The 6,748-nt window shown below is 48.8% G+C and carries 8 protein-coding genes and 1 rRNA gene; 1 reads left to right on the forward strand and 8 read right to left on the reverse strand.

The annotated features are described in order from the left end of the window. Positions 1-67 precede the first annotated feature (67 nt). The 6 genes from holB to GNP95_RS25300 all read right to left on the reverse strand — a co-directional run bounded on the left by holB (position 68) and on the right by GNP95_RS25300 (position 4,564). On the reverse strand, positions 68-1,042 hold the full coding sequence (gene holB, locus GNP95_RS25275; RefSeq protein WP_155613586.1) for a DNA polymerase III subunit delta': 975 nt from the start codon (positions 1,040-1,042) through the stop codon (positions 68-70). Positions 1,043-1,102: 60 nt separating this feature from the next. Continuing rightward, positions 1,103-1,546 (reverse strand): YaaR family protein, encoded by a 444-nt coding sequence (locus tag GNP95_RS25280; protein WP_155613577.1) that lies wholly within the window; start codon positions 1,544-1,546, stop codon positions 1,103-1,105. Positions 1,547-1,604: 58 nt separating this feature from the next. Further along, positions 1,605-1,934, reverse strand: coding sequence for a cyclic-di-AMP receptor (locus GNP95_RS25285; RefSeq protein WP_019640047.1), 330 nt, complete (start codon positions 1,932-1,934; stop codon positions 1,605-1,607). A gap of 82 nt (positions 1,935-2,016) precedes the next feature. Beyond that, positions 2,017-2,661 carry a dTMP kinase gene (gene tmk / locus GNP95_RS25290; protein WP_155613578.1) on the reverse strand — a complete coding sequence of 215 codons (645 nt, stop codon included), beginning with the start codon at positions 2,659-2,661 and terminating at the stop codon, positions 2,017-2,019. Further along, positions 2,651-4,180, reverse strand: coding sequence for an aminotransferase class I/II-fold pyridoxal phosphate-dependent enzyme (locus tag GNP95_RS25295; RefSeq protein ID WP_155613579.1), 1,530 nt, complete (start codon positions 4,178-4,180; stop codon positions 2,651-2,653). The genes tmk and GNP95_RS25295 overlap by 11 nt, the downstream gene beginning before the upstream one ends. A 198-nt stretch (positions 4,181-4,378) precedes the next feature. Beyond that, positions 4,379-4,564, reverse strand: a complete 186-nt coding sequence (locus tag GNP95_RS25300) for a sigma factor G inhibitor Gin (protein WP_155613580.1) — start codon at positions 4,562-4,564, stop codon at positions 4,379-4,381. Positions 4,565-4,793: 229 nt separating this feature from the next. On the opposite strand from GNP95_RS25300, the gene GNP95_RS25305 reads away from it, so the two are divergent. Beyond that, a complete protein-coding gene (locus GNP95_RS25305) occupies positions 4,794-5,318 on the forward strand; it encodes a hypothetical protein (RefSeq protein ID WP_155613581.1) in 525 nt (174 codons plus the stop codon). 164 nt (positions 5,319-5,482) lie between these two features. Here the strand turns inward: GNP95_RS25305 and GNP95_RS25310 are convergent, their stop codons facing one another. Continuing rightward, positions 5,483-5,911 (reverse strand): hypothetical protein, encoded by a 429-nt coding sequence (locus GNP95_RS25310; protein ID WP_230874006.1) that lies wholly within the window; start codon positions 5,909-5,911, stop codon positions 5,483-5,485. A gap of 710 nt (positions 5,912-6,621) precedes the next feature. Further along, positions 6,622-6,738, reverse strand: a 5S ribosomal RNA gene (gene rrf, locus GNP95_RS25315). Positions 6,739-6,748: the final 10 nt, after the last annotated feature.

Genomic DNA, 6,748 nt, shown 5'->3' on the forward strand with positions numbered 1-6,748 from the left:
CCTGTTATTGCATGGGAGAAAGTTTACTGCATGTTCCGGCGTGTCCATTAGGTCTGTATCTCTATGATTATCCTTCAACGCCAATTAAAAACTGCTCTACGCAAAGCTGGCCATTCATATTCTGTCTTAGCTTCTTCCGGCTCTCCGCCGCCAGCGCCATGGCCTGAATCCAATGCTCCTGACTGCGGCTGGAAGCATGCCGATTGATGAAATCCAGCTCATCTATGAAAACAATCCGGTCATGCCGGCGATAGAGCGCATGGAGCATGTCCTTAAACCACAAATGGAAAAGATTAAACAACATGTCCAAATGATCGCTGAGGCCAGCCTTGAAAATAGTCTGCTGCGCTGTAATTAAAGGAGTCCCCCCACGTCCTGAGGCTTCCTTCCCTAATTGTAACACTACGTTTCTAATTTCTGCAAACCAATTCTGCTGTAGAAGCTCGCGGCATGGACCCAGTCCTGCCGCCAAATGAACAGCACACCTCACCAAAGTGGGCGGAAATCCTTCGTTTGATAAAATCTGGAGCATTTGTTCCGGATCCAGCGGCGTAAATGGAACCCACTGTGCCCGGGATTGAATGGTCGGAAGCAGGGCCCGTCCGTTATCCGACAATAAAATGGCCACGGCTGGAGACGGTGGCTCCTCCAGAAACTTCAACAAGCTGTTCGAAGCCTGCACGGTCATTTTCTCCGACTCGTCGATAATATAGACCTTCGGATTCCCGCCTTCCGAACGATATGAGAAAATCCGCTGCAAGTCGCGGATTTGATCAATCTTGATGGTCGAGCCCTCAGGAGCGATATAATGGAGATCCGGATGATTGCCATGCAATACTTTACGGCATTCCAAGCATTCCCCGCAAGCATCATCGCCGTCCTCCGTGCAGAACAGCGCCTGTACGAATGCCATCGCCATCTCCTTCTGTCCGCTTCCCGGGGGCCCGCTGAATATATAGGCATGCGATATCTGGTTGCGGCGAAGGCCACTTTGCAGCAGCGCCTTAGCCGCATCCTGCCCCAAAATTTGCTCAAATGACATTTGCATTTTTCATTCCTTATTAAGTCGATTCACATCTTAATTATGCTTCTTGTTAAGAAACTAAAAACAAAGATTGATCAGCATGCCTCTGATCTCGCCCATTTTCTGAAGCAGTTCAATTTTCCCCTGCTCCGTCTCCAGGAGCTCATCAGCCATCTCCAGCAAAGCAGCGTCTATTTCGTCCAGCAGCTTATAGCGCTTGCCTCGCCCGCGGCGATCCCAGCCCCTGGAATCCTTCATGCCTACGCCGCGCCGTACCGTGTCTTCCATAAATCTTTTGACGAGAAGACGATATGCCTTCAGCTCGCGAATGGTCATAGACCGGGCCAGGCGGTCACCCTGAAGCTGGATCTCCTTAAAACGGCGATTCAATTCCTCCTGGGAGGCTCGCTCGCCCTGGTGCTGCATGACGTCGGAGAATGTTTTGGATTGTACCGGTTTTGCAGTATTGTCATTGATTCCAATGCCATTGTTCAGCGGCCTGAATCCCGGACCTATCTTCATTGCATTCACAGCCTATCTTCATTTATTTCAAAAAATGGTCTCTAAATCTCGAGCGCCTCTAAAAATGTTCGAAGCGGTCCACCGGCAGAACGAAGACGGTGGCGCCACCAACCTGCACCTCAACCGGCAGCGGCAAATACGAATCGGTCGTTCCGCTCATCGGCGTCACTGGCGTGACAAGCTGTTCACGGACTTTGCAGCTGCTGCGGATGACATTTAATACGGATTCAACCTGATTGTCATCTACCCCGATCATAAACGTCGTATTCCCTGCCCGCAAAAATCCGCCGGTACTTGCTAGCTTCGTCGCCCGATAATTTTCCTTCACGAGCGCACTGGATAGACGATTGCTGTCTTTATCTTGGATAATCGCAATGATCAGTTTCATTGCAGCCCCTCCTCGTATTTTAGAATTTCGCAAGATTGGTTCGCATCCGGCTTACGAAACCGAATACATTTATATTTGACAATCATACTGCAAATTCCTTTAATGCTGCAAAAAGATAGCTCTTCATTTCCTCACTGACCTCCTGCAGCGTTCTGGAGGCATCGATCGTGATGATCCGCTGTGGGTACATCTGTGCGGCTATCCGGTAGCCCTCCCTCACTTTATGATGGAATTCCAGGCTCTCCATATCCAATCTGTTAACCTCGCGCCCTTCTCCTGCAGCGATTCTTGCCAATCCTTCTTCCGGCTGGATATCCATGTAGAATGTCAGATCGGGAAAACGGCCGCCAGTCGCAAAGCTGTTAATCGCCAGCACCTCATCAATGCCAAGGCCTCTGGCATAACCTTGATAAGCCAGACTGCTATCGATGAAGCGGTCGCATAGCACGATGGTTCCCTTATCGAGTGCAGGCTCTACCTTCTCCGCCAAATGCTGCCGCCGGGCCGCCGCATAGAGCAATGCTTCGGTTCGTGCATCCATGGCCGTATGCTCCGGTGCTAAGATAACCTCGCGAATTTTCTCGGCAATCACAATTCCGCCTGGCTCCCTCGTTGTCAGACATGGAATGCCTTGCTCCTTAAGCAGCGAGCTGAGCAGCTGCAGCATCGTCGTTTTGCCCGAGCCTTCCCCGCCCTCCAGCGTAATAAACAATCCTTTACTTTTCATCGGTATTCCCGCCTTCTGTTTGCTCTTTATGGAGATGTTTATAAACCAAAATCGTATTCAGCTGAGAATCCGCAGCTCCCTGACATTTAGCTCCGGATTGCCGCAGCCCTTGTAAGCGCCGCAGCGCTTTCTCCGAAATGGCCTCTCCCGGATAAAACAGGGGAATGCCCGGCGGATAAGGAATGATCATTTCCGCTGCGATTCGGCCCAGACTATTATCCACCACTACGGCTTCGATTTCTTCCTGGGATCGCGGCTGTAGCGTAAATAGCACTGGATTGGAAACTCTGTCTCCCAGGTCGTTCTCAATGTTCCACGTGGAAACAGGGCCCATGGTAAAAGACTCTCCCGCCATGCTCTGCAGCGCATGGTATAAGCGTTCAGTATCCTCTCTCGTCGTCCCCAGACTCAGCGCCAGAACCACATATCGTTCATCACTCATTTCCGGTATGCAGTTCGCCGCCTCTAGCTTCGCCTGCAGTTCGTAACCGCTCCAGAAGCCGGCTGCATCGTAAAGTACAAGTTTGAACGGATCTTGTGTAGTATATGCAGCATCTTCTCCGCTGGCGCCCGTCTGTACGATGCCAAAGCGGGGCAGGTCAGACCGGATCGCCTGGCGCAGCCAGTCCGCCGCTGAAAGGCCTTCGCTAAATGCGGCGTGACCCTGCTGCTCCAGCAGATGGCGGCTCAGATCAAGCGATGCCATGATCGGATATGAAGGGCTGGAGCTCTGCACCATCGCAAGCCGCTGACGCAGCAGGCCGCGATCAAGCAGGCGGCCCTTCACGTGCAGCATCGCGCCCATCGTGAGGGCTGCGAGCATCTTGTGCGTCGACTGCACGACGCCATCAGCGCCCTGGGCTAACGCGGACACCGGCAAGGCCGGGTGCAGTCCATAGTGGGCGCCGTGTGCCTCGTCGACGAGCAGCGGCACGCCGTGAGCATGGCAGAGCTCCGCCAGCTCTGCCAGCGATGCGCCCATCCCGTAGTAGTTCGGGTGCGTGACGAGCAGCCCCTTCGCGCCGGGATACCGGCGCAGGGCTTCACGCACCGTCTCTACGGACGGGATGGTGGCGAGCCCGCTTGCGCCGTGCAGCTGCGGCGCAAGGAACACCGCTTGTGCTTGCGCTAGCATCAATCCGTGGATGACGGATTTATGCACATTGCGCTGCACAAGCAGCACGTCGCCTGGAGCGGTGCACACGCTCAGGATGAGTGCCAGGTTGCCGGCTGTGCTGCCGCCGACAAGGAAATACGTCTCCTCGGCTCCGAACAAGGAGGCAGCCCTCTGCTGCGCCTCCTTGATTACTCCCTCAGGGTGATGAAGATCGTCCGTTCCGGTAATTTCCGTCACATCAATCTCCATGACCTGAGCCAGCTCCATCGCAGGGTTACCACTGCCGACTCTGTAGGCTTGGCCATCTTTATGGCCTGGGACATGAAAAGAAGCAAGCTTCGCCTCTTTGTACCGAAGCAGGGCCTCGTATAAGGGAGCACCTTGCTTCACACTGTCAGACATATATATCTGGTCCTTCCGAATGAATTGACTTTACTTACCCTTTTGATAAAACAAGGTGAAACCCGTACCCATTAACAAACATCTTGCCTTCAAATTTCTTATATACAGGGTATCACTTCATTTTAACGCTTCTCTTGCGCTTAGGGCAACATACAAAAGGACCCGCTACATATTTCAGCAGGTCCCTAACTATGAATACTATGCATTCTTTTGCACCCATATCTGCTTCATTCGATGGATAAAAAAATGATATTTCTCCTCTTGAACATCTGTGTGGACCATTTCCGCCTCACAAGCATCGCATATGAATTCCGACACAATATGAATACCTTCCGATTTATGCTCACCGCATATTATGCATGTATGATGCGCATGTTCATCCATCCGCAATCCCACCTTGATTTATTTTACTATCAGTATGACACATGTTCTATTATTTTAAACCCTTTCATAGTACACTTCTTACTATATATGTATATGCAAAGCCTGATGCAGTGGTGTTTGTACGCCACAAACATAAAATATTCTTTTTTTCTGCCGATATATTAGTAAGAGCATGCCTCTTTGAAGGCTTATCTATTTACTTTTTTCCCAAGGAGGGTTGATTATATCGATGCCCGCTGAATCCGGCACGAATGCAACATTTTACCACTATAGACTTCTCAAGAAATTGGTAATACCCAAAACCCTGATCTATAGTCTGCTGACGCTTCCATTAATATGGCTTGCGGCAGAAATTGTCCTCTTTACTTGGACGAGTATATTTTTCTTCCTGCTGGCAATCCCAATTGCCCTTTGGATTCAATATGTAATAGCTCGATCCGTACTTGTCATTCAACACAGCACGTACCGCAAACGCTGGCGTTTTACCCGTCGTTTGCCATGGATCGGTTATATGCCGGATCAATATGTCCCCTACTCGGTATATCGAAGGGTACAAATTCATACCTCGTGGATCGGCCTAGTCATAATCGGTATTATAATTCCTTGGTCTCCGATATCTTTTGTATTTTCCTTGTTCTTCTGGCATGCATGGAGTATAGCACCGCGGCTTTATCCCCTATTTGGCTTCAACAACCAACCTAAAGAAGGCATGATCAAATTTAATGAGGAGGATATTTCCTATTACATGCCTTAGAGCAATCTCAATGGCTTTACATATATACCATGTTGAAATCCACTCATCCTTATTCTTTTTACCTCGATAATAAAAAAACCTGTTTCCTGCAGTGATGCAGGAAACAGGCCGATACGCCAACTCCTATATTCCATATGCTTCAATCCTACCGGATTATGAAACTGCTACTGACTGCCCTCCAGACCTTGTATTACGGTCTTCCTGTCCTGCTTCGGCACCAGCACGGTAAACGAATTATCATGAATTGTTAGTTGAACGATAACTTTATCTTTCTTGTATACATGAGTCGTTCCTGAGTTCTGATCCTCTTGTTCCGTCCAACCCCATTCACTAATCGCTTGCTGATACTCCGCCGGCACGCTATCGGACTCTTTAATTCCCGATAACGAATAATGGACGTAATCCATTCTGGAATTATTAAGCGCTGTTTCCGTAATACTGGCTTCCCCAGGAACAGGGAAGCTCTTCTCGACAACCGAGCCTTCAAATTTCGTCCAAGAAGGTGTGGAAGATGCACAGCCTGTAATGGTGAGCAGAATCACCCAGACTAACCCCATGAAGCATAAGGAATATCCTCTTCCTCTTAGCCGCATGTTTTTTCCTCCTTACCTGACCTAACATACTATATTACTTGGATAATATTAACATTTGTGGAACAGAACAATTGCATAAGATAGGCTAAATTTCCTAGGCGATAAACTACCATTCTCATTATAACGCCAGTCTGTACCTTGTCGGTAACAAAAAGGTTACATTAAAACGAACAATTAAATGTGAAAAAGCCGGCTTTTTTGATTCCTTTATGGGTATCTGCCTTTTATGAGGGAGCGGAATGGGCTAAATGCATTTTATACAGTTAGTTAGCCCCTTTTTCCAATAAAAACTCCTACTAATTGCAAATCCTACAGTTAGTTAATCATAATTCATTTCAATCCTCGTGATAGTCTTAACTAAATGTATGTTATCCAGTTAGTTATCTCCGACACGCCTAAAGTGAGTGAACTAACTGTATGAAATACATGTAGATACGTAGAGGTTAGTATTAGTACCACACGACATCTTACCCCAAAGGGAGGACCTTTTCATGGAGTATGCTGGAGTAACAGTAGTAATCCAGTTCATTCCCAAAAATCTAATGGCTCTTTTCATCGTCTAACTTGTCATCTGCCACATTTCAACCCGCAGTTCGGCTCCTTATACTAAGGAATACGTTGTTATCGGCATACTTCTCTACAAGAAACAGCCTTAAAACACTCAAAAGAAAAAATAAAAACCACCACCGGATGATCGGCAGTGGTTCTTCGCTTGGCGACGTCCTACTCTCCCAGGACCCTGCGGTCCAAGTACCATCGGCGCTGGAGGGCTTAACGGTCGTGTTCGAGATGGGTACGTGTGGAACCCCTCCGCCATTGCCACCAAACATGTTCAGA

The sequence above is a fragment of the Paenibacillus woosongensis genome (genome assembly GCF_009725165.1).
GTDB classification, from domain to species: domain Bacteria; phylum Bacillota; class Bacilli; order Paenibacillales; family Paenibacillaceae; genus Fontibacillus; species Fontibacillus woosongensis.

What these genes read in the sequence shown, in the direction of transcription:
- holB (WP_155613586.1), bottom strand. Translation starts at nt 1,042, where the DNA reads ATGTCATTTGAGCAAATTTTGGGGCAGGATGCGGCTAAGGCGCTGCTG.
- GNP95_RS25280 (WP_155613577.1), bottom strand. Translation starts at nt 1,546, where the DNA reads ATGAAGATAGGTCCGGGATTCAGGCCGCTGAACAATGGCATTGGAATC.
- GNP95_RS25285 (WP_019640047.1), bottom strand. Translation starts at nt 1,934, where the DNA reads ATGAAACTGATCATTGCGATTATCCAAGATAAAGACAGCAATCGTCTA.
- tmk (WP_155613578.1), bottom strand. Translation starts at nt 2,661, where the DNA reads ATGAAAAGTAAAGGATTGTTTATTACGCTGGAGGGCGGGGAAGGCTCG.
- GNP95_RS25295 (WP_155613579.1), bottom strand. Translation starts at nt 4,180, where the DNA reads ATGTCTGACAGTGTGAAGCAAGGTGCTCCCTTATACGAGGCCCTGCTT.
- GNP95_RS25300 (WP_155613580.1), bottom strand. Translation starts at nt 4,564, where the DNA reads ATGGATGAACATGCGCATCATACATGCATAATATGCGGTGAGCATAAA.
- GNP95_RS25305 (WP_155613581.1), top strand. Translation starts at nt 4,794, where the DNA reads ATGCCCGCTGAATCCGGCACGAATGCAACATTTTACCACTATAGACTT.
- GNP95_RS25310 (WP_230874006.1), bottom strand. Translation starts at nt 5,911, where the DNA reads ATGCGGCTAAGAGGAAGAGGATATTCCTTATGCTTCATGGGGTTAGTC.